Consider the following 19,339-nt stretch of genomic DNA (forward strand, 5'->3'; position numbering starts at 1 on the left):
GGGAGCCTACGTTCTACTCCGGCCGCGCACCGAAACCGATCCGCGAAATACGGCGTGAGGCATCCGTCACTCCCGCGCCGAGCCGCGCCACCGCGTCCGCCGTGAAGCGCGTGGTCGGGCCGGTGACGGCCAGCGCGGCCAGCAGCCGCCCGTCGGCGTCGAGCACCGGGGCGGCGACGCTGGACGCGCCCGGCTCCGGCTCGCCGTGGCTGACGGCCGTGCCCTCGCCGCCGGCGAGCACCTGCCCGGCGGCCCCGCACCCGAGCGGCAGTTCGTCCCCGACACGGCCGACGTGCCGGATGGCCCGCGAGCCCTCCTGCTGGGCCACGCAGACGAGCGCTTCGGTGCTGCGGACGTACAGGTTGACCGTTTCGCCGTGTTCCTCCGCGAGTTCGCGCAGGATCTGCCGGACCGGCTCGGGCAGCTGCCACGCCGTGTTCGCGAGCTGCGCCCAGCGCAGCATCCCCGGCCCGACGGTGACCCGCCCGTCCGGCCGCGTCCAGAGCAGGCCGCGCTGCTCGCACGTGGCGACCAGCCGCAGCACGGTCGTCTTCGCGAGGCCGCTCGCGGCGGTGAGGTCCTTGACCGCCCACGTCCGGCGGCGTTCGGTGAAGAGGGCGAGCAGGTCGAACGCGCGCAGCACGCTCCGGACCGCTCCGTCGTCTTCCGCCATCATCGAGCGCCCCCGTCCGCCTGACGGGCCCAGCCTACCGGCGGACGGCTCAGGCCACGTGGCGCTCGAAGGCCGCGACGGTCTCGGCGAGCACCTCGGCGCCCGGCCGCGCCCACACCTCGGCGTTGAACACCTCGACCTCGATCGGGCCGGTGTAGCCCGCGGCTTCGACGGCCGCGCGCAGGTGGCGGTGGTCGATCGGGCCGTCACCCGGCAGCGCGCGGCCCAGCAGCGGGTCGGGCAGCGGCACCAGCACGTCGCACACGTGGAACCCGGCGATCCGGCCGGCGGCCGCGGCGATCGACTCCTCGATCCGCGGGTCCCACCAGACGTGGAACTCGTCGACGATCACCCCGACCTGTGCGGCCGGGTGCTCGACGGCGATCGCCAGCGCCTGGTCCACAGTGGACAACACCGACCGGTCCGCGCACTGCATCGGGTGCAGCGGCTCCAGGCCGAGCCGGACGCCGCGCTCCCCGGCGTACGGCGCGAGCTCGCCCACGGCGTCCGCGACGCGCTGCCGGGACGCGGCGAGGTCGTTGCCCGCGATCCCGCCGACGACCAGCACGAGCACGCCGGCGCCGAGTGCGGCGGCCTCGTCGATCGCCTCCCGCGTCTGCGCCACACCGTCCACAGGGGACCCGTCCGGTGTCACGCCGGTGAAGAACCCGCCGCGGCACAACGACGAAACCCGCACCCCGTGCTCCTCGAGCAGGCGCGCGGCCTCGTCGACGCCGGTTTCCGCGACCTTGTCGCGCCACAGCCCGATCCAGCCGACGCCGGCCGCGGCGCACCCGGCCACCGCTTCCGGCAGCGACCAGGCCTTGGTGGTGATCTGGTTGAGGCTGAACCGCGGGTCCATCACGCCACCCCCGCGACCCGCAGCAGCGGCCGCATCCGGGCGAGCGCCAGGTCGGGGTCGGCGAGCACGCCGGCCTCGTCGGCGAGCCGCAGCAGCGTCGCGAGGTGGGTGATCGTGCGCGCCGACTCGCTCCCGGCCAGCATCCGGAAGTGGTCTTGATGGCCGTTCAAGTAGGCCAGGAACACGACGCCGGTCTTGTAGTGCCGGGTCGGGGCGCGGAAGATCTCGCGCGCCAGCGGCACGGTCGGGTCGAGCAGGGCGTGGAACCCGGCCCGGTCGCCGTCGTCGAGACGAGCCAGCGCGGCCGCGGCGACCGGCGCGATCGGGTCGAAGATGCCGAGCAGGGCCTCGCTGTGGCCGTGGTCGTCGCCCGCGATGAGCCGCGGGTAGTGGAAGTCGTCGCCGGTGTAGCAGGCGACGCCGGCGGCCAGCGCGCGCCGGAACTCGGTCTCGACGTCGGCGTCGAGCACCGAGACCTTCACCCCGGCGACGGTGCCCGCGTGCTCGGCGCACAGGGCCGCCAGCTCGCGGGCCGCGGCGCGGACGTCGTCGTGGCCCCAGTAGCCGGCCAGCGCGGGGTCGAACTGCTCGCCCAGCCAGTGCAGCAGGACCGGCCCGCTCGCTTCGGACAGCAGCTTGCCGTAGGCCGCGTGGTAGTCGCCGGGGCCGTGCGCCGTCGCGGCCAGTGCCCGGCTCGCCATGACGACGGGGACCGCGCCCGCGCCGCCGACCAGGTCCAGCTGCTCGCGCCAGGCGTCCACAATGGACGCCGAGGTGGCCGGCCCGGCGGGGAGCTGGTCGGTGCCGACGCCGGCGCACCACCGGCGGCCGGCGGCGATCGCCCCGGTACGCGTGACCAGTTCCTTCGTCGTGGCCCAGTCGAGTCCCATGCCGCGCTGCGCGGTGTCCATGGCCTCCGCGACGCCGAGCCCGTGCGCCCAGAGGTGCTCGCGGAAGGCCAGCGTGGTGTCCCAGTCGACGGCGCCGGGTTCGTCGGCGAGCGCGTCCGCGACGACGTGCACGGCGGCGTAGGCGATCCGCGACGACGGCGGTGTGCCGGGTGGTCCGGGGAGCGGTGGGCCGGACGGTGACCAGTCCACGAGGCCGCCGCCGGGGACCGGAAGCTGGAGCATCGGAAGACCTCCGGGAGTGAGAAAGCGCTTTCTGGATTCCACGGTAGGGCCTCTGGCGGGGCACGACAAGGCCCGACCGGGTCAGCGCTTGGGGCGTCCGGTGCTCTCGCGCAGGACGACCTCGCCGGACAGCTTGACGGTCCGCGCGCGGGTGCCCCCGGCCCCGTTGATCGCCAGGTCCATCGCCCGCTCGCCCAGCTCTTCCAGCGGCAGCCGGACGGTGGTCAGGGCCGGGGCGAGGTCGCGGACCACCGGGATGTCGTCGAAGCCGGCGACCGAAATGTCGCCCGGCACGGACAGGCCCTCCTCGCGCAACGCCGTGAGGGCGCCGATCGCCATCACGTCGGTGACGGCGAAGACGCAGGTCGGCAGCTTGCGCTTGCGGCCGGCGAGCAGCCGCTTGGTCGCCTCGTAGCCGCCGTCGCGGGTGAAGGCGGCTTCGACGACGTCGTCCTCGTGCAGGGTGATGCCGTGCTCGGCGAGCGCGTCGGTGAACCCGGCCAGCCGGTCGATGACCGTGCTCAGCCGCCGCGGCCCGGCGAGCACGGCGAACCGCTTGTGCCCGAGGCCGACCAGCGCGTTCGCCAGCTCCGCGGCGCCGCCCTTGTTGTCCGGCTGCACGGTGTCGATCTTGAGGCCGCGGTGGCGGCTGACCGCCGCGACCTGGCCGCCGCCGCGGCGGTACGGCTCCAGCTCGGCCGCCATCGCGCGTTCCCACGCGCGGTCCTCGAACGCCGAGCCGATCAGCAGGATCGCCGCGGCCCGCTGCGCGCGCAGCGTCGAGACGTAGGCGACCTCGCGGTCCGGGTCGCGGAAGGTACCGGCCAGCATCACGAGCAGCCCGTTGTCGGTCGCCACCCGCATCACCCCGCCGGCGATCGCCGCGAAGTACGGGTCGCTGACGTCGTGGCAGATCACGCCGACCGTGCGGTGGGTGCCCCCGGCGAGCGCCTGGGCGTGCGCGTTGGGGGCGTAGGCCAATTCGGCCGCGGCGGCGGACACCCGCTCCCGCAGGTCGGCGCGGACGGACGCGGTGCCGTTGAGCACCCGCGATGCCGTCGCGAGGGAGACGTTCGCGCTGCGTGCCACGTCTTCGAGTGTCACGTGCGGCCGGGCCTTCATGGCTGGCTCCTCCAGGGTCGGTCTCGAGTGTCTCCGCGTGCTCGGTCGGTGCAATCTACTGGGCGGGGGGTGGGCCGGGAGAAGCCGCTGGCCGGGGGACCTGACCCGTTCGAGTGAATCCCGCCGGGAAGATCGGTGGCCGCGCGTGCGTTGGAAACAAGGAGAACCTTCAAGTGGTGAGTACGCCACTGCAGATCGACCTGGAAAGGAACCACGCATGCTGTTCGGTGACGAGCACGTCCGCCGCTACGAGGAGACCGACGGCGAGGTCGGCCACGACTGGAAGGATGGCGTCCCGACGCTGGTGCTGACCACCAAGGGCCGCAAGACCGGGCAGGAGCGCAAGTTCGCCCTGATCTACCAGGAAGTCGACGGCAACCCGGTGATCGTGGCCTCCAAGGGCGGCGCGCCGAACCACCCCGGCTGGTACCTCAACCTCCTGGAGACCCCTGAGGTCGGCGTCCAGGTGAAAGCGGACAAGTTCAAGGCCCGCGCGCGGACGGCCGAAGGCGAGGAGCGCGCGAAGCTGTGGGAGAAGCTCGCCGCCGTCTGGCCGGACTACAACAACTACGCGAAGAAGACGGACCGCGAGATTCCCGTGGTGGTTCTCGAGCGACTGTGATCTGCGACGCGTTCGGCGCGCGCCGGGGCCGATCCGGCCGGTAGTCGGCTACGAATGACGGTCATGGACCGCTGGACCGCCCTGGACACCGAGGGTGCGCTGCTCACCCGACGCCAGATGATCGCCTACGGCCGGCGCTTCGTCCGCGCCGGCCGGGGCGCCTGGTACAGCTTCGCGATCGAGGTGGTCTGGCAGTTCCTCGTCCAGACGACCCGGTTCCGGGTGCGCGGCTCGCACCACATCCCGAAGTCCGGGGGCGTGCTGGTGGCGTCCAACCACCTGTCGTTCGCCGACCCGACGACGCTGACGGCGTTCTGCCTCGCCGCCGGCCGCGTGCCGCGGTACCTGGCGAAGGCCTCGCTGTGGCAGCTGCCCGTCGTGGGCCGCGTGATGCGCTCGGGGCGGCACATCCCGGTGTACCGCGGCGCGGCCACGGCGGCGGAGGCCTACCGCGACCTGGTCGCCTCGGTGCGGGACGGCGAGTGCGTCGCGGTCTTCCCCGAAGGCACGTTCTCGACGGACCCGGACGGCTGGCCGATGCGCGGCAAGACCGGCATCGTGCGCGCGGCCCTGGAGACCGGCGCGCCGGTGATCCCGGTGGCCAACTGGGGCACCCACCACCTGCTGCCCTCGACGGCGTGGTTCCCCCGCGGGCTCCCGCGCAAGACGGTCGACCTGGTGGCGGGGCCGCCGGTGGACCTCTCCGACCTGCGCGATCGCCCGCTCACCCGCGAGGTGCTGGAAGAGGCGACGGCCCGGATCATGGCGGCGGTGACGGCGCTGCTCGAGACGATCCGCGGCGAAGAGCGGCCGGTCGCCGCCTGAGGCCCGGGTCACCCCGTCCGGGGAGGCTCGGAAGGGTAGTTTCGGGTGTATGAGTGCACAACACTTTGATGTCGTCGTGCTGGGGGCCGGAGTGGGCGGCTACGTCGCGGCGATCCGCGCGTCCCAGCTGGGGCTGAGCGCCGCGGTGGTCGAGGAGAAGTACTGGGGCGGGGTCTGCCTGAACGTCGGGTGCATCCCGTCGAAGGCCCTGCTGCGCAACGCCGAGCTGGCGCACGTCGTGACGCAGGAGGCCAAGGCGTTCGGCATCTCGTCCGACAGCCCGATCCGCATGGACTACACGGCCGCCTACGAGCGGAGCCGGAAGGTCGCCGACGGGCGCGTCAAGGGCGTGCACTTCCTCATGAAGAAGAACAAGATCACCGAGTTCGACGGGCACGGCACGTTCGTCGACGACCACACCCTCGAGGTGAACGGCTCGCGGATCACGTTCGACCACTGCATCATCGCGACGGGCGCGACGACGCGGCTGCTGCCGGGCACCTCGCGGAGTTCGCGGGTCGTCACCTACGAAGAGCAGATCCTGTCGGCCGAGCTGCCGTCGAGCATCGTGATCGCCGGCGCGGGCGCGATCGGCGTCGAGTTCGCCTACGTGCTGCACAACTACGGCGTCGACGTCACCATCGTCGAGTTCCTCGACCGGATGGTGCCGCTGGAGGACGCCGAGGTGTCGGCGGAGCTCTTCCGGCGCTACCGCAAGCTCGGCATCAAGGTGCTGACCTCGACGCGGGTGGAGTCGATCGACGACGCCGGCTCGTCGGTCGAGGTGACGGTGTCCTCGGAGAAGAACGGGCAGCAGGTCCTCACCGCCGACAAGGTGCTGCAGGCCATCGGCTTCCAGCCGCGCGTCGAGGGCTACGGCCTGGAGAAGACGGGCGTCGCGCTCACGGACCGGGGCGCGATCGCCGTCGACGGCCGCGGCCGCACGAACGTCGGCCACATCTTCGCGATCGGCGACGTGACGGCGAAGCTGATGCTGGCGCACGCGTCCGAGTCGATGGGCGTGGTGGCGGCGGAGACGATCGCGGGCGCGGAGACGATGGAGCTCGACTTCCCGATGATCCCGCGCGCGACGTTCTGCCAGCCCCAGATCGCGAGCTTCGGGTGGACCGAGGAGCAGGCGCGTGAGAAGGGGTTCGACGTGCGCGTCGCGAAGTTCCCGTTCACCGCCAACGGAAAGGCCCAAGGACTCGGCGACGCGGGCGGGTTCGTGAAGCTGATCAGCGACGCGAAGTACGGGGAGCTGATCGGCGGTCACCTGATCGGGCCGGACGTGACGGAGCTGCTCCCGGAGCTGACTTTGGCGCAGCAGTGGGATTTGACGGTGCACGAGGTTTCGCGGAACGTCCACGCGCACCCGACGCTGGGTGAAGCGGTGAAGGAAGCCGTCCACGGCCTCGCCGGTCACATGATCAACCTGTAGGGACGTCGAAGCGGAGCTCCGGCCGTTCCCAGCGGACCTTCGGCGGGTTCGGCGGGATCGTGCCGGTGCGCCGCGCACCCATGCGCAGGTAGAACGGCAACGCGGGCGGGTGCGAGACGACGCGGACGCGGGTGATCCCGCGTGCGCGGGCTTCGCCCAGCATGTGCCCGACCAGGCGCGCGCCGAGGCCGAGCCCCTGCGCGGCGTCCGCCACGAAGAGGATGTCGAGTTCCGGCGGATCCTCCAGCAGGGCATAGAAGCCGAGGAGCTCACCGCCGGTCGTCGCGGTGAACGTCGGATGGGTTTCCACGTAGCCGGGCGTGACCACGTACCCATCGAGGATGGACGCGTAGTCGCCTTGGTACGCCGACGAAGCGTGCATCAGGGCGGTCAAGGCGCCCGACTGGGCGGGCGTGGCGCGGAGGATTTCGGGCTGCCCCATGTACGACAGCCTACGGTGGTCCCATGGCGGACTTCGATCGGCTCCGGAACGTCTTGTCGCGCAACCAGATCCTCGTCGAGGTGCTGCACCGCGCCCGCGACGTCGGCCTGCCGGGCTGGTACCTCGCGGCCGGGTGCGTCGTGCAGACCGTGTGGAACTTCCTGGACGGACGCGCTGCCGCACAGGGGATCAAGGACTACGACCTCGTCTACCACGACGCGGCCGATCTCGGCTGGGACGCGGAAGACCGCGTGATCCGGGCCGTGGCGACCAGGTGCGAAGACCTGCCCGTCGAGGTGGAGGTGCGCAACGAAGCCCGGGTGCACCTCTGGTACGAAGCCAAGTTCGGCATCCCGTGCTGCCCCTACGCGAGCACCGAGGCGGCGATCGACGCGTTTCCCGCGATCTGCTCGTGCGTCGGCGTCCGGCTCGGCGACGACGGGACTTGGCGGTTCCACGCGCCGCACGGGCTCGGTGACCTGTTCGCGATGGTCGTGCGACCGAACCCGGTGCTCGCGCCGCGCGAGGTGTACGAGACCAAGGCGGCCCGGTGGCTGACGCAGTGGCCGCGTCTGCGGGTGCTGCCGTGGCCGTGACTTCGCCGGGCGGGGACGAAATGTTCTCACGTTTCCCGGATCGTTCCAGCATGTGGGCAAGCCGACGTTCCCGACTTTGGTCGCTGGATCCGGGCCCGGTCACTCCTTAGATTCTCCCCATTACACCCGGTTGGGTGTCATACGGCCGAGTGCCTCAGGGAGAATTCGATGGTGAGATTCAGCCGGGTCGCCGCGCACGCGGTTCCGCTGACGGTCGGCGCCTTGCTGCTGACGACGGGGGTCTCGGTGGCGCAGCCGTCCACGGTGGACGCCGCCGCCGCGCGCACCGAGGCGGGCATCAACGCGCTGCAGGGCATCAAGAAGAGCCTGACCCCCGCCGAGCGCAAGCAATCGAGCCAACTGGTCGTCGAGAAGCGGTTGCGGGCCGACCGGTCGCTGGCCGCGAAGCTGCCCGACTACCGCTCGGGCGTCGGCGTCAGCGCCACGGGAACCGTCTCGGTCGACATCGCCGTCTCCCGCGACCAAGCCGTCGCGAGCGCGGTCAAGGCCGCCGGTGGCACGGTCCGCTACGCCGCGGGCGGCGCCGTCCGCGCCGACCTCCCGCTGTCCGCTTTGGACGCGATCGCCGGCCGCGCCGACGTCGCCGAGGTCAAGCCCGCCGCGCAGGCGACGACGTGGAGCGAGCCGGCCAACCGGGACTTCCGCGCGGCCGCGACCGCGCAGGCCGCGACCGCGCAGGCCGCCGCCGCGACCCAGGTGTCCGAAGGCGACAAGGCGCACGGCGCCGACACCGCCCGCGCGACCTACGGCGTCAGCGGCTCCGGCGTCAAGGTCTGCGTGCTCTCCGACGGCGTCGACTCCCTGGCGAAGTCGCAGACCGCCGGCGAACTGCCCGCGGTGGACGTCCTGTCCGGCCAGCAGGGCAGCGGCGACGAAGGCACCGCGATGCTGGAGATCGTCCACGACCTCGCGCCGGACGCCGCGCTCGGCTTCGCGACCGCGTTCACCAGCGAGGCGAGCTTCGCCGCGAACATCCGCGCGCTGCGCACCACCGGCCACTGCACGATCATCGTCGACGACGTCTCCTACTACGACGAGTCGCCGTTCCAGGACACCCAGGTCGCGCAGGCGGTCAACGACGTCACCGCGGCCGGCGTCCTGTACTTCTCCTCGGCCGGCAACTCGGGCAACGCGACCGACGGCACCAGCGGCTACTACGAAGGCGACTTCCGCGCCTCGGCGTCGAAGATCAGCGGCGTCACCGGCACCCCGCACGACTTCGACCCGAGCGGCACGACGCAGAACTTCGACGCGCTTTCGGCGGGCTCGCTCGGCAAGCCGGTGACGCTGTTCTGGTCCGACCCGTGGGGCAAGTCCGCCAACGACTACGACCTGTTCATCCTGAACTCGGCAGGCAGCGTCGTGGCCTCCAGCGAGAACGGGCAGTCCGGCGCGCAGAACCCGTACGAGATCGCGACCGTGCCGTCGACGGGCTCCGGCTACAAGGTCGCGGTCGTCAAGTACAGCGGCGCGGACCGGTTCATCGCGCTGAACGTCGTCCGCGGCCGGTTCGTGGCTTCGGGTTCGCTCAAGGCGTTCAGCACCAACGGCGTCACGAACGGCCACTCGGCGGCGGCCAGCGCGTTCAGCGTCGCGGCGGCCCCGGCCGGCCCGGCGTTCGGCCGGCCGCTGGAGACCGGCGACCCGGCCAACCCGGCGGGCCCGTACCCGGGCCAGTTCACGGCGGCGAGCAAGTGGGAACGCTTCTCCTCCGACGGCAAGCGTCACCTGTTCTACAACGCGGACGGGTCGGCGATCACGCCGGGCAACGTGTCCTCGACGGGCGGCACGACCCGCAGCAAGCCGGACATCACGGCGGCGGACGGCGTCGCGACGTCGGTGCCGGGCTTCCAGCCGTTCTTCGGGACGTCGGCGGCGGCCCCGCACGCGGCGGCGATCGCGGCGCTGCTGCTGTCGGGCAAGCCGACGGCCACGGCGGCGCAGATCCGGTCGGCGCTGGTGTCGTCGGCCATCGACCTGGGCGCGCCCGGGTTCGACACGGTGACGGGCAACGGCGTGATCATGGCCGGCCCGGCGCTCGCCGCACTGGGCGTGGCGGCCAAGTAGGTTCCGCTCACGAAGAGGGCCCGGCGATCGCCGGGCCCTCTTCGCGCGTGGCCAGCAAGTGGAAGCCGAGGCCGCGGTGGGCGAATCGCTCGTGCCTTGGCGGGCTCGGCCCGGCCGCGGTCAGCGCCGCCGCCAGGGCCGGCTGCGGAAGCCCGCGGAACGTGGCGCGGCCCGGTTGAGCATCGCCCCGACGATCCGGGCTCCGCAGGCCGTAGGGTGGCCGAGTTGCCGGCGAGACCGGCCTGGAAACGCTCGCGAAGACCCAGGCGGGCAGTGGAGGAGGCGTGATGGCGAAGACCGCGGTGGTCACGGGCGCCGGATCGGGCATCGGGCGGGCGGTGGCGCGGGCCCTCCTCGGCGACGGCTGGTCCGTCGCCTTGGCCGGGCGGCGCGCTTCCGCTCTCGAGGAGACCGCCGAGGGCTTCGAAGGGGCGCTCGTCGTGCCCACCGACGTCTCCGCCGAAGACTCCGTCGCCGCGTTGTTCGCGGCGGTCCGCGAGCGGTGGGGGCGGCTCGACCTGCTCGTCAACAACGCCGGGATCGGCGCGGCCGGGACGGTGGCCGACCTGTCCGTCGAGGACTGGAAGCGGACCGTCGACGTCAACCTCACCGGGATGTTCCTCTGCGCCCGGGAGGCCGTCCGCCTCATGCGGGACCAGGACCCGCGTGGCGGCCGGATCGTCAACAACGGCTCCATTTCCGCGCACGTCCCGCGGCCCGCGAGCGTCGCCTACACCGCGACCAAGCACGCGATCACCGGCCTCACGCGGTCCATCTCGCTCGACGGCCGAGCGTGGAACGTCGCCTGCGGCCAGATCGACATCGGCAACGCCGCCACCGAGATGACCGAGCGGATGGCGGCGGGCATCCCGCAGGCCGACGGCCGCGTCGTCGCCGAGCCGACGTTCGACGTCCGGCATGTGGCCGACGCGGTGCGCTACATGGCGGGCTTGCCGCTCGACACGAACGTCCAGTTCCTCACCGTCACGGCGACCACCATGCCCTTCATCGGCCGCGGCTGAAGGCTCCGACATTCAGGTGAACTCGGTATCCGGCGGTCGACGGCCGGGCGGACCGGTTGGTAAACCGGAAACCCGCAGAAACCGAGCACAAGGGCCGAGCTGTGCCGACGCAATGGACTTTAGCCGCCGTTCTGGCAATATTTTTCGCTGTCGCCGCATTCTTGGCAAAGCAATTTCTCGGTGAAGGGGCGAAACACCTCGGCCAGCGGTTCTGGCCCGCCGTGCTCCGCAGTCACCGCCGGACCCTGGGAAAACGTGACCTGCGGCGGTACGCGAGCGGCGTCGCGCGGTCCTACAACAACCACGCCCTCGGTTTCCTCGCCAACACCAAGATCACGGTCAGCGATGTCTACGTTCCGCTCCAGCACGAGGTCGACGGGCGCCGCGAGGACATCTACGGCAGCATCCGCACCCAGACCAGGATGGTCGTGCTCGGCGCCGCCGGGGCCGGCAAGTCCATGCTGCTGAAGAACTCCATGGTGAAATGGGCGAAGGAGCCAGGAGCGTTCGACCGCGTTCCGGTCTTCGTCGAGCTCTTCCGCCGCAATCGCGGGGACGACTCGCTCCTCGACCTCATCTCCGACGCGTTCACGCGGGGTGGGGTGAAGAAGCCGGAACGGTTCCTCGAGCGGGCGCTGGCGGACGGCCTCCTGAGCGTCTTCTTCGACGGCTTTGACGAAATCGTGACGGACCGCAAAGCGGAAGTGTCGCAACAGCTGAAGCAGTTCGCCGAAAAGTGGCCGAAGTGCCAGATCGTCGTCACCTGCCGCGACGCGGTCTACGATTTCGACCTGCAGCCGGACTTCGACCAGGACGTCCGGGTGGCCGGATTCGACGACGCGGCCATCCGCCGGTTCCTGGGCCTCTGGTTCAAGTCGAAGCACCTGGACGACGCGCGGTACGAGGTCGAGCAGATGATGTCGGGCCTGCGGGCCAGCCCGGCCATCATGCGGCTGGCCAGGACACCGTTGCTGCTCACCATGATCGCGTCGCTGCACGACGCGGACCCCGGGCTCGGCCCGATGCTGCCGAACTCGCGCACCGAGTTCTACGAGATGGCCGTGATGCACCTGCTCCGGCGCGATTCCCAGCTCGGCCGCAGCCGGGAGCTCGCGATCTACAAGGCCGGGCACAAGCTCATGGCGTTGCGGGCCATCGCGGTCCAGGCGCAGGGCACCATCGCGCCGGGGACGGACCGCCGGACCGTGTCCGAAAGCGAGCTCCTCACGAACATCACGCGGGTGCTCGGCCGGTTCAACCTGGAGGCGAAGCACGCCGCCGGCATGCTCGAGGAGATCGTCGACCGCAGTGGCCTGCTGGTCAAGGTGGACGAGGGCAACCTGCTCTACGAGTTCCCGCACCTGACGTTGCAGGAGTACCTCGCCGCGATGGAGCTGGCCGACAGCCCGGAGCGGCTGTTGCACCTCTACGCCGGCAACCCGCACCGCTGGCGCGAGACGGTGAAGCTGTGGTGCGGTGGCGCGAACCGCGACTGCACGCCGGTCGTCGAGCAGATCTTCGCCGGAGACGACCGTGACAAGCTCCTGGCCCTCGAATGCCTGGCGGAGGCCCGTCAGATCGACGAGGGCCTCGCCGGCAAGGTGCTGGACCACTTCGAGGCGGCGCTCGGGCAGGGCGAGGCCGCCGACCACCTGGTGGTGGCGGCGCTGGGCACGGTCGCGGCCGATCCCGGGCCTCGGGGCACGGCGCTGCTGGCCCGGCTCACCCGCGCGGCGCGGGAGCACGACGAATTGGCGATCGAGGCGCTGGCCGCGTCCCGGTTGCGTTCTGCGGTCGAGACGCTCAGCGATCTGGCCGACGACGTCCCCGCGGCTCGGATGGCGTTGCGTTCGACCGGCGAGCTGGCGATCCCGGTGCTCGCCGAGCGGGCGAAGACGGGATCGACTGTCGCGGTAGACGACATCGCCGTGGTGGGCACCGCGGCGGCGGCTCTGGCGCTCGTCGACCTGCTGGGCGACCGGACCCCGGTGTCCTTCACCGCTGCTTGGCGGTTGGCGGCGCTGGTGAACAACCCGGACATCGAGGAGGAGCTGTTTCGCGCCGAGCCGGGAGCAGCGCTGGAACCACGCTACGACTGGCTTTGGGCGCCGTTCAACCGGGAAAGTCCCCAAGCCATCAACGAAATCATGGGCCGGGTCGGCTTCCTGATCGACAAATCGTTTCCGTACCAGGCAATGCCGCCCGATCTCGGCCGGATCGATCCACGACTGGCGCTGCCGATCGGCGTGCTCGGCGCGTCGCGGAACTACAGTCCGGTCGACCAGGACTGGCTCCATCGGCGCATCCGGGAAACTGCGAACGGGCTCGATTTCCCCCTTCGGAACCAGCCGAGCAGCCGAAACGTGCTCAGCAGGTTGTACCTGAGCTTTCCGGACGACGCGCGGAAGGCGGCCGACCTCGTCCTCGACGAGGTTCAAATACCCCGGAGCTACCGTGCTCTGCTGGACACCTTGCCCGGCCCGATCGTCGTGGATCTGGCGCATCGGTTCAGTCAGGACAGTTTCCGCATCACGGAAAACCAGTGGAAGGCGGTGACCGAGGACCCGCATGAGCCGGTCGTCCTCCGGCCCTCGGCCTGGACCGCCCTCACGATCCTCCTGCTCGGACCGTACGTGGTCGGGGTGAGCAGGGCGACCGGAACTGCGTTCAGATGGTGGCCGTGGGGGCCGCAGTGGCTCGGGTGGGTCACGACGATCGCCGTTGCGGTCGCCATCGCCGGTCTCGGATTGTCCTTGCTGGCGGAGAACATGATCCAGCTTGAGAACCTGCTCGATTTTCTGTCCCCGAACGGTGATGGGGACGAAGTGGCGATGTGGACGTTCAGTGCCGGCCTCGCGCTTTCGATTCCGGGCGCCGCGGTGCTGGCCGTGATGACTCTCCTCGGCTGGATCGGCTTGCCGATGCTGCTCACGGCGGTGGGCACCTTGACTGTGGTCACCGCTGTGCTCCACTGGATCGTCGTGCGACGCGACCGGAAGATCGCCAATCCGTTCCGTGAACTGCGGAAGCTCGACGAAAGCATCATCCGCGTCCGGTCGACGGTGATCTCCGGCCGGGACGTGGCCGGCTAGGGGATCACCCGCGCCTTCCGGAACTCGTCGAACAAGCGGTAGAACATCTGCTCCGTCTCGACGTACGTGTGGAACCCCGCCCGGCGCGACTTCGACGTGTCCGCGAACATGTCGTAGTCCCAGCCGAACACGAAGTCGCCGAATGCCCACGAGGACGACACGTCCGCATAGGACGCCGCCAGGTCGTGGCGAGCGGCCATGGCTGTCCACAGGGGAGCTTTGTCGGCCATGACGTCCACCAGGGACATCCGAAGGGGAGGTGCGGCTTCGAGGCCGAAGTACGCCGCCAGCTTCGGCCACAGCTCGCGCCACCGGAACAAATCGCCGTTCGCGATGTTGAAGGCACCCTCCTGGCCCGTTGCCCAGACCGTGGCCGAAGCCAGCAAGCCCGCGTCCGTCATCTCCAGCAGGCTGTCGTACGCGCCCGGCTTGCCCGGGAACCGCAGCGGCAGGCCGAGTTCCTTCGAGATCGACGCGTACACCGCGATCACCAGCGCCAGGTTCATCGGGTTGCCCAACGCCGTGCCGCCGACCACCGACGGCCGGATCGCCGACCACGTCCACGGGCCCGCGCGGTGCTCGAGGAACCGCTGCTGGTCGACGTTGAACTCCGGCGGCATGTGCCCGGCGTCGGTCTCGCGGGCCGGCGTCTTGAACGGGCCGAGGTGCGCGCCGTAGACCTTGTACCCCTGCATCAGGCTGACGTGCTCGAGAGCGGCCGGGTCCAGCGCTTCGACCAGGTTCGTCAGCATCGCCAGGTTCGGCGGGACCAGCTCGGCCCACGTCGGGCGGTCCTGGTAGGCCGCGTAGAACAGGTGCGTGACGCCGGTCAGCGCGCCGACCTTCGCCCGGGTGTCCGCCCGGTCGAGCAGATCGACGGTGAGGCCGTCGCGGCGCGAGAGGCCGATGACGTCCCAGCCGCCGTCCGCCCGCAGGTGCTCGACGAGCTTCCGGCCGATGATCCCGTTCGCCCCGGCGACCAGGGCTGTCTTGCGTTCCATGACTCCAGGCTGGACGCGCCGATCTGATAAGTCCAAGGCTTAGAACTCACCAAGTCGATAAACTGAGTTCATGACAAGTCTCCGGCAGCTCGAGTACCTGGTCACGGTGGTCGACACCGGCTCGTTCACGCGCGCGGCCGAGCAGCTGCACGTGACGCAGCCCGCGTTGTCGCACCAGATGCGGGCCCTCGAACAGAGCCTCGGCGGGCCGCTGCTGGAGCGCCTGCCGCGCACGGTGCGGCCGACGCCGATGGGCCGGGCGATGCTGCCGCACGCGCGGGCCGCGCTGGCCGACGCCGAACGCGCCCGCTGCGCCGCCCGGCTCGCCTCCGGCACGACGGCGGGGGAGCTGCAGGTCGCGACCGTGTACTCGATGAGCCTCGGCGTGCTGCCGCCCGCGTTGCGGGTGTGGCGGCGCGACCGGCCGGACGTCGACGTCCGGCTGATCGAGTTCCGGCACGCCGACGAGCTGCGCGACGCGATGGCCGCGGGCGAGGCCGACGTCGCGCTCGGCCCGCCGCCGCCGGCCTGGCCGGGCCCGGTGCGGCCGCTGGGGGTCGAGGAGTTCGTGGTCGTGCTCCCGGCGGATGGCGCTTCGGAGGACGACGCGACGGGCGTCGTCGACCTCGCGACGCTCGCCGACTGCGCGTGGGTGCACTACGCGCCGGGCAACGGCCTCGCCGAGCTGGTCGACGCGACGTGCGCGACGGCCGGGTTCCGCCCGCGCGCCGCGGTCCGCACCGAGCAGACGGCGGCGGCGCCGATCCTCGCGGCGGCAGGCCTCGGCCCGGCGTTGGTCCCGGCGAACGTCCTGCCGGCGCGCTTCGACGGCCGGGTCCTGCGGCCGTCGGTGCCGGTGCGCCGCACGGTGGCCGCGTACACGCGTGCCGCGCCGGATCCGCTGACCACGGCGTTCATCGAGACGCTGGCGGACCACGCCGCGGTCTAGAGGCGGTCGAGCCAGTGGTGCTCGCCGTACGTCTCCTGTAGTGCGTTCGCGAGCCATGCCCGCTGCAAGGAATCCAGCACCGGCAGTGCGGCGGCGAAGTCCTGCTCGTCCTTGGGACGCGTGCCGCGGGCCTTGGCTAACAGTTGTACTTCCGCTGCCAGGTAAGGGATTCCGGCCACCGAGACGCCGCCGAGATCCGCGACCGCACGCCGCACGGCGGGGTTCCGGCGCGACACCCACTCGTCACCCAGCGTCTCGTCGAGCATCACCTGGATCCGCCACGGCGCGGACGCCGACGGGCGGCACCAGACGTCGTCGACGCCTTCGGGCAGCAGCTCACCGGGCCGCCAGGGACGCAGCGTGCCGGGCGGGTCCGCCGCCCACCACTCCCAGTCCGGCAGCGCCTCCTGGATCGCGAGCTGGTCGCGCCGGAGCACCAGGACGTCGACGTCGGCGTGCTCGCGGAACGCGTGGCCCACGGCGAGTTCGATCGCGTAGCCGCCGGCGACCCACCAGGGCGTTCGAACGCGCGAGAACAGTTCGGCCACTTCGGACAGTGACGCGGGCTCCCAGGTCACGAGACCCCGATCCCCGCCGGCACCGGGCCGGTGAACGGCGTCGTCAGGACGTCGTGGACGCGCGGCGACCAGACCGCGTGGCCGTGGCCGGACCACAGCGGGGCCACCGGGAGGTCGCGCAGCAGCTGGTTCTCGGCCAGGCGGTACAGCTCGCCCGCCTCCTCCGGCGTCGCCGCGGCGTCCGCGAGGTCGAGGTTCTGGCGGAACACTTCGTCCGCGTAACCCGATTCCGACGCCAGCGTCGAGAGCAGCTCGTATGGACTCGCGGTAACCAGCGAAACGTCCAATGTGGATGGTCCGTCGACCGAACCGGACGCGGGTTTCGCCTGGGCCGTCACCGAAACGTCCAGTGCCTTGTGCAGCCCGACGACCAAGGTCCGCGTCCACGCCTCGGTGGAAGGTCCGAAGTAGACGGTCGCGCCGCCGGGGAACGCCGCCTGCTTCAGCAGGGCCTTGCCCGCCGCCGCGTCGAAACTGCAGGGCCGGCAGGTGCCCGTTCGCTCGCCGGGGGCGTCCGCGGGTGGCAGCAAGGCCTTCGCCGGGTCGGCCTGGTGGGCCAGCGGGCCGGCTTCGAGGGCTGCGCGGTCGACGCCGAGTGCGAAGCCGTGGCGGACCGTCGCGTCGGCGAACCGCGGGTTCCCCACCGGGAACGCCAGGTAGCCTGCCTGCGGCAACGCCCACGTCGCGTGGTGGTCGTCGCCGAAGTCGCCGTGCATCGCGTCGTGCTTCTCGCCGGGAACTTCGGTGGCGAGGTCGAGCGTGCCCGACTTCACCTCGTCGTACTGGGCGGCCGGGTCGCCGACGCGCAGGTCGATCTCCGTCGCCTTGCCGACGCCCTCGCCGACGCGCTTCAGCGTGCCGCCCGAGCCGGGCCGCCACGCGCCGTCGAGCCGGTACGGGCCGTTGCCGATCGGCGCCTTCGCGAAGCCCGCCCAGTCACGCGAGGCGAGCACCGACGCGGGCAGCGGCACCAGTCCCGGCGCCGAGAGCAGCGCGGGAACCTGGCCGGACGGGCGGTCGAGCGTCAGCGCGATCGTGTCCGGAGTGGACGCGGTGATCTCCCGAGCGCGCAACAACTTCGTGAGCACCGGCGCCGCAGCCCAGTGCGAAGCGGCGACCGCCTGCCACGTGTCCACATAGGACTGGGCGGTGACCGGCGAGCCGTCGTGGAACTTCGCCGGCCGCAGCTTGACCGTCCAGTGCACCCGGTCGGTGCTCTCGATCGACTCGGCCGCGCGCGGCGTGAGCTTGCCGGTCGCCGCGTCGTAGTCGGCGAGCGGCGTCCACAGCGCGCCGGTCACCAGCCGGCCGGCCTGGTCGGCGACGTCGGCGGGCAGCAGCGTCGCGGGTTCCCGGATGCCGGCGGACAGGACACCCGGGCGGCCCGGGGCGGGATCGGAACAGCCCGTGACGGCGAGGGCCACGACGGCGAGCACGGCGAGCAGGCGCATGGGCCAGTCCTACCAGTCAGGAGGCAACCAAAGGTGGTTGTGTCCGGTTGATCTCCGTCGTACCGTTCGGTTGGTCACGGTTCTGGCGTTCTGGGAGGTTTCGCGTGCGCACCTGGTTGCGGTCGTGCTTCGCCGCCGTCACCGTCAGCGCCACGCTGGTCGCGACCGGGCTGCCGGCCGCCGCCTGCGGCGAAGACGACAAACCCGCTGTTCCCGCCACCCGCACGCTGGGCGATCCGGGGGCGATCAAGAACGTCAAGGCCGTCGGCAGCGTGCCCGACGCCGCCGGTGCCATCTCGGTCAACTTCCTCGACTACGGCCACCGCGACGTCATGGTCGTGTCCGGCGAGTTCGGGCTGAAGGTGTACGACCTGACGCAGAACCCGGCCGCGCCGAAGCTGGTCGGGCAGGTCAGCCTGCCGGGGCTGTGGGAGACCGAGGACACCGAGGTCGACCAGAACCACAAGCTGGTGTTCCTTTCGCGCGACCCGCGCGCGTTCGGCGGCACCACGCACACCGGCGAGTCCGGCATCTACGTCGTCGACGTCTCGAAGCCCGAGGCCCCGGCGATCCTGAGCTACACGAAGGTGCCGGCCGGGCACACCACCAGCTGCGTCGACGGCTGCCGCTACCTCTGGACCGGCGGCCCGGCGAAGGCCGACGACCAGCCCGCAGACTGGGGCGGGCGCCCGATCTGGGTCACCGACGTGCGCGACCCGCGGCACCCGAAGGTGAACCCGCAGCCGATCGAGCTGGCCCGCAACGACGGCAAGACCGACTACGTGCACGACGTCCAGGTGGACGGCGACGGCGTGGCCTGGGTGTCCGGCCGCGGCGGCGTCCGCGGCTACTGGACGAACGGCGTGCACCGCGACCCGGTGACGAACAAGATCCGCCGCGCGACGGCGCACGAGCCGGTGCCCTACGCCGGCGGCGGCATCGCCGAGACGGCCGCACCGTCGCGGTTCATGCACAACAGCTTCCACCCGGCCGGCCACCGCATCGGCGACGGCGCGTGGCGCGGCCAGGACCTGATCTACGCGACGGAGGAGAACTTCGTCGACGGCTGCGCGGGCGACGGCGTCCTGACGATCTCGTCGCTCGCCGGTTCGTACCACGGCGAAGGCTGGCGTTCGACGCCTTCGCAGCCGTTCCGGTTGCAGAGCGTGGGCACGTGGAGCGTCAACGGCCAGGAGGGCAGCGACCCGGCGTCGGACGACTGCTCGGCGCACTACTTCGACGTCCGCGGCAAGATCCTGGTGCAGTCGTTCTACTCGCAGGGCACACGGTTCCTCGACGTCAGCGACCCGACGAACCCGCGGCAGATCGCCTACTTCCGCCCTGGTGACGCGAGCGCGTGGGCGCCGTACTGGCACGGGAAGTACGTGTATGTGGCGGACAACGTCCGCGGCGTGGACATCCTGCAGCTGACCAAGTAGGTA

At 71.4% G+C, this 19,339-nt stretch carries 17 protein-coding genes; 9 read left to right on the forward strand and 8 right to left on the reverse strand.

Annotated elements, in window-relative coordinates:
* Positions 1 to 13: 13 nt before the first annotated feature.
* The 4 genes from OG738_RS22810 to OG738_RS22825 all read right to left on the reverse strand — a co-directional run bounded on the left by OG738_RS22810 (position 14) and on the right by OG738_RS22825 (position 3,790).
* Positions 14 to 676: an IclR family transcriptional regulator gene (locus OG738_RS22810; RefSeq protein WP_329056431.1), complete on the reverse strand. Its 663-nt coding sequence runs from the start codon at positions 674 to 676 to the stop codon at positions 14 to 16.
* Between the two features lie 46 nt (positions 677 to 722).
* On the reverse strand, positions 723 to 1,535 hold the full coding sequence (locus OG738_RS22815; protein ID WP_329056432.1) for a sugar phosphate isomerase/epimerase family protein: 813 nt from the start codon (positions 1,533 to 1,535) through the stop codon (positions 723 to 725).
* Positions 1,535 to 2,668, reverse strand: a complete 1,134-nt coding sequence (locus OG738_RS22820) for a DUF993 family protein (protein ID WP_329056433.1) — start codon at positions 2,666 to 2,668, stop codon at positions 1,535 to 1,537. Before OG738_RS22820 ends, OG738_RS22815 begins: the two co-directional genes overlap by 1 nt.
* An 81-nt stretch (positions 2,669 to 2,749) precedes the next feature.
* A complete protein-coding gene (locus tag OG738_RS22825) occupies positions 2,750 to 3,790 on the reverse strand; it encodes a LacI family DNA-binding transcriptional regulator (RefSeq protein ID WP_329056434.1) in 1,041 nt (346 codons plus the stop codon).
* 217 nt (positions 3,791 to 4,007) lie between these two features.
* On the opposite strand from OG738_RS22825, the gene OG738_RS22830 reads away from it, so the two are divergent.
* From OG738_RS22830 to lpdA, 3 genes are read left to right on the forward strand one after another with little or no spacing between them, the layout of a single operon-like run.
* Positions 4,008 to 4,412 (forward strand): nitroreductase family deazaflavin-dependent oxidoreductase, encoded by a 405-nt coding sequence (locus tag OG738_RS22830; protein ID WP_329056435.1) that lies wholly within the window; start codon positions 4,008 to 4,010, stop codon positions 4,410 to 4,412.
* A 54-nt stretch (positions 4,413 to 4,466) separates the two neighbouring features.
* Positions 4,467 to 5,237, forward strand: a complete 771-nt coding sequence (locus OG738_RS22835) for a lysophospholipid acyltransferase family protein (RefSeq protein ID WP_329056436.1) — start codon at positions 4,467 to 4,469, stop codon at positions 5,235 to 5,237.
* A 49-nt stretch (positions 5,238 to 5,286) separates the two neighbouring features.
* Positions 5,287 to 6,678: a dihydrolipoyl dehydrogenase gene (lpdA, locus tag OG738_RS22840; RefSeq protein WP_329056438.1), complete on the forward strand. Its 1,392-nt coding sequence runs from the start codon at positions 5,287 to 5,289 to the stop codon at positions 6,676 to 6,678.
* Here the strand turns inward: lpdA and OG738_RS22845 are convergent.
* Complete coding sequence (locus OG738_RS22845; RefSeq protein WP_329056439.1) at positions 6,668 to 7,120, reverse strand: GNAT family N-acetyltransferase; 453 nt, start codon at positions 7,118 to 7,120, stop codon at positions 6,668 to 6,670. The genes lpdA and OG738_RS22845 overlap by 11 nt on opposite strands.
* 23 nt (positions 7,121 to 7,143) lie before the next feature.
* Between OG738_RS22845 and OG738_RS22850 the strand changes: the two genes are divergently transcribed.
* From OG738_RS22850 to OG738_RS22865, 4 genes are all read left to right on the forward strand, one after another.
* Positions 7,144 to 7,716: a nucleotidyltransferase family protein gene (locus tag OG738_RS22850; protein ID WP_329056441.1), complete on the forward strand. Its 573-nt coding sequence runs from the start codon at positions 7,144 to 7,146 to the stop codon at positions 7,714 to 7,716.
* A 168-nt stretch (positions 7,717 to 7,884) separates the two neighbouring features.
* On the forward strand, positions 7,885 to 9,804 hold the full coding sequence (locus OG738_RS22855; protein ID WP_329056442.1) for a S8 family serine peptidase: 1,920 nt from the start codon (positions 7,885 to 7,887) through the stop codon (positions 9,802 to 9,804).
* A 287-nt stretch (positions 9,805 to 10,091) separates the two neighbouring features.
* On the forward strand, positions 10,092 to 10,826 hold the full coding sequence (locus OG738_RS22860; RefSeq protein WP_329056443.1) for an SDR family oxidoreductase: 735 nt from the start codon (positions 10,092 to 10,094) through the stop codon (positions 10,824 to 10,826).
* Between the two features lie 101 nt (positions 10,827 to 10,927).
* A complete protein-coding gene (locus OG738_RS22865; protein WP_329056445.1) occupies positions 10,928 to 13,918 on the forward strand; it encodes an NACHT domain-containing protein in 2,991 nt (996 codons plus the stop codon).
* Here OG738_RS22865 and OG738_RS22870 read toward each other — a convergent pair.
* Positions 13,915 to 14,919, reverse strand: coding sequence for an SDR family oxidoreductase (locus tag OG738_RS22870; protein WP_329056446.1), 1,005 nt, complete (start codon positions 14,917 to 14,919; stop codon positions 13,915 to 13,917). The two genes, OG738_RS22865 and OG738_RS22870, sit on opposite strands and share 4 nt — an antisense overlap.
* Before the next feature lie 70 nt (positions 14,920 to 14,989).
* Between OG738_RS22870 and OG738_RS22875 the strand changes: the two genes are divergently transcribed.
* Positions 14,990 to 15,868 carry a LysR family transcriptional regulator gene (locus tag OG738_RS22875; RefSeq protein WP_329056449.1) on the forward strand — a complete coding sequence of 293 codons (879 nt, stop codon included), beginning with the start codon at positions 14,990 to 14,992 and terminating at the stop codon, positions 15,866 to 15,868.
* Here the strand turns inward: OG738_RS22875 and OG738_RS22880 are convergent.
* Positions 15,865 to 16,446, reverse strand: coding sequence for a nucleotidyltransferase domain-containing protein (locus OG738_RS22880; RefSeq protein ID WP_329056451.1), 582 nt, complete (start codon positions 16,444 to 16,446; stop codon positions 15,865 to 15,867). The two genes, OG738_RS22875 and OG738_RS22880, sit on opposite strands and share 4 nt — an antisense overlap.
* Positions 16,443 to 17,897, reverse strand: a complete 1,455-nt coding sequence (locus OG738_RS22885) for a peptide ABC transporter substrate-binding protein (RefSeq protein ID WP_329056453.1) — start codon at positions 17,895 to 17,897, stop codon at positions 16,443 to 16,445. Before OG738_RS22885 ends, OG738_RS22880 begins: the two co-directional genes overlap by 4 nt.
* Before the next feature lie 104 nt (positions 17,898 to 18,001).
* On the opposite strand from OG738_RS22885, the gene OG738_RS22890 reads away from it, so the two are divergent.
* Positions 18,002 to 19,336: an LVIVD repeat-containing protein gene (locus OG738_RS22890; protein WP_329056455.1), complete on the forward strand. Its 1,335-nt coding sequence runs from the start codon at positions 18,002 to 18,004 to the stop codon at positions 19,334 to 19,336.
* The last annotated feature ends 3 nt before the right edge of the window (positions 19,337 to 19,339 follow it).

This window comes from Amycolatopsis sp. NBC_01488 (assembly GCF_036227105.1).
In the GTDB taxonomy this organism is placed as follows: Bacteria; Actinomycetota; Actinomycetes; order Mycobacteriales; family Pseudonocardiaceae; genus Amycolatopsis.

Excerpts from the sequence above, each read along its gene's own strand:
- OG738_RS22810 (WP_329056431.1), bottom strand. The coding sequence starts at position 676 with ATGATGGCGGAAGACGACGGAGCGGTCCGGAGCGTGCTGCGCGCGTTC.
- OG738_RS22815 (WP_329056432.1), bottom strand. The coding sequence starts at position 1,535 with ATGGACCCGCGGTTCAGCCTCAACCAGATCACCACCAAGGCCTGGTCG.
- OG738_RS22820 (WP_329056433.1), bottom strand. The coding sequence starts at position 2,668 with ATGCTCCAGCTTCCGGTCCCCGGCGGCGGCCTCGTGGACTGGTCACCG.
- OG738_RS22825 (WP_329056434.1), bottom strand. The coding sequence starts at position 3,790 with ATGAAGGCCCGGCCGCACGTGACACTCGAAGACGTGGCACGCAGCGCG.
- OG738_RS22830 (WP_329056435.1), top strand. The coding sequence starts at position 4,008 with ATGCTGTTCGGTGACGAGCACGTCCGCCGCTACGAGGAGACCGACGGC.
- OG738_RS22835 (WP_329056436.1), top strand. The coding sequence starts at position 4,467 with ATGACGGTCATGGACCGCTGGACCGCCCTGGACACCGAGGGTGCGCTG.
- lpdA (WP_329056438.1), top strand. The coding sequence starts at position 5,287 with ATGAGTGCACAACACTTTGATGTCGTCGTGCTGGGGGCCGGAGTGGGC.
- OG738_RS22845 (WP_329056439.1), bottom strand. The coding sequence starts at position 7,120 with ATGGGGCAGCCCGAAATCCTCCGCGCCACGCCCGCCCAGTCGGGCGCC.
- OG738_RS22850 (WP_329056441.1), top strand. The coding sequence starts at position 7,144 with ATGGCGGACTTCGATCGGCTCCGGAACGTCTTGTCGCGCAACCAGATC.
- OG738_RS22855 (WP_329056442.1), top strand. The coding sequence starts at position 7,885 with ATGGTGAGATTCAGCCGGGTCGCCGCGCACGCGGTTCCGCTGACGGTC.
- OG738_RS22860 (WP_329056443.1), top strand. The coding sequence starts at position 10,092 with ATGGCGAAGACCGCGGTGGTCACGGGCGCCGGATCGGGCATCGGGCGG.
- OG738_RS22870 (WP_329056446.1), bottom strand. The coding sequence starts at position 14,919 with ATGGAACGCAAGACAGCCCTGGTCGCCGGGGCGAACGGGATCATCGGC.
- OG738_RS22875 (WP_329056449.1), top strand. The coding sequence starts at position 14,990 with ATGACAAGTCTCCGGCAGCTCGAGTACCTGGTCACGGTGGTCGACACC.
- OG738_RS22885 (WP_329056453.1), bottom strand. The coding sequence starts at position 17,897 with ATGCGCCTGCTCGCCGTGCTCGCCGTCGTGGCCCTCGCCGTCACGGGC.